Raw genomic sequence first — 815 nt, forward strand, 5'->3', positions numbered from 1 at the left:
GCGCTGGCGCAGGCCGGCTGCCGCATCGACGTGTTCGCGGAGGTGGTCGCGGACCCGCCGAGCCACGTGGTCGAGACCGCCGCGGCCTTCGCGCGGGCGTCGGGCGCGGAGCTGGTGCTCGCGATCGGCGGCGGCTCGGCGCTCGATACCGCCAAGCTCGTGGCCTACCTCGCCCGCTCGGACGACGCCCTGGACGCGATCTACGGCGTCGGCCTCGCCACGGGCGAGCGCCTGCCGCTGATCCTGGTGCCGACCACCGCCGGCACCGGATCGGAGGTGACGCCGATCGCCATCGTCACCACGCCCACGCAAGAGAAGAAAGGCGTCGTCGCCCCGCGCCTGCTGCCCGACTGGGCGGTGCTCGACCCGGAGCTGACGCGGGGCCTGCCCGCCGCCGTCACCGCGGCCACCGGCATCGACGCGATGGTGCACGCGATCGAGGCCTATACCAGCCGCCACCGCAAGAACCCGATCTCCGACGGCCTCGCCCGGCAGGCCCTGGGGCTGCTCGCCTGCCATATCCGGATCGCCTGCACCGACGGCGGCGATGTCGAGGCGCGCTCCGGGATGCTGCTCGGGTCGATGCTCGCCGGCATGGCCTTCGCCAACGCGCCGGTGGCGGCGGTGCACGCGCTCGCCTACCCGATCGGCGCGCTGTTCCACGTGCCGCACGGGCTCTCGAACGCGCTGGTGCTGATGGGCGTGCTGCGCTTCAACCTGCCGGAGGCGCGGGCGCTCTACGCCGAGCTCGCGCCGATCCTCGACCCGGACGCCCGCGACCGGCCGGCGGCGGAGGCGGCCGACCGCTTCGTCGC

General features: G+C 75.0%; 1 protein-coding gene. It reads left to right on the forward strand.

Annotated elements, in window-relative coordinates; translation table 11 throughout:
* A partial coding sequence (locus FV223_RS28940) for an iron-containing alcohol dehydrogenase (RefSeq protein WP_147730037.1) occupies window positions 1-815 on the forward strand: 815 nt, incomplete at both ends.

This window comes from Methylobacterium sp. WL116, from assembly GCF_008039455.1.
Taxonomy (GTDB): Bacteria; Pseudomonadota; Alphaproteobacteria; order Rhizobiales; family Beijerinckiaceae; genus Methylobacterium.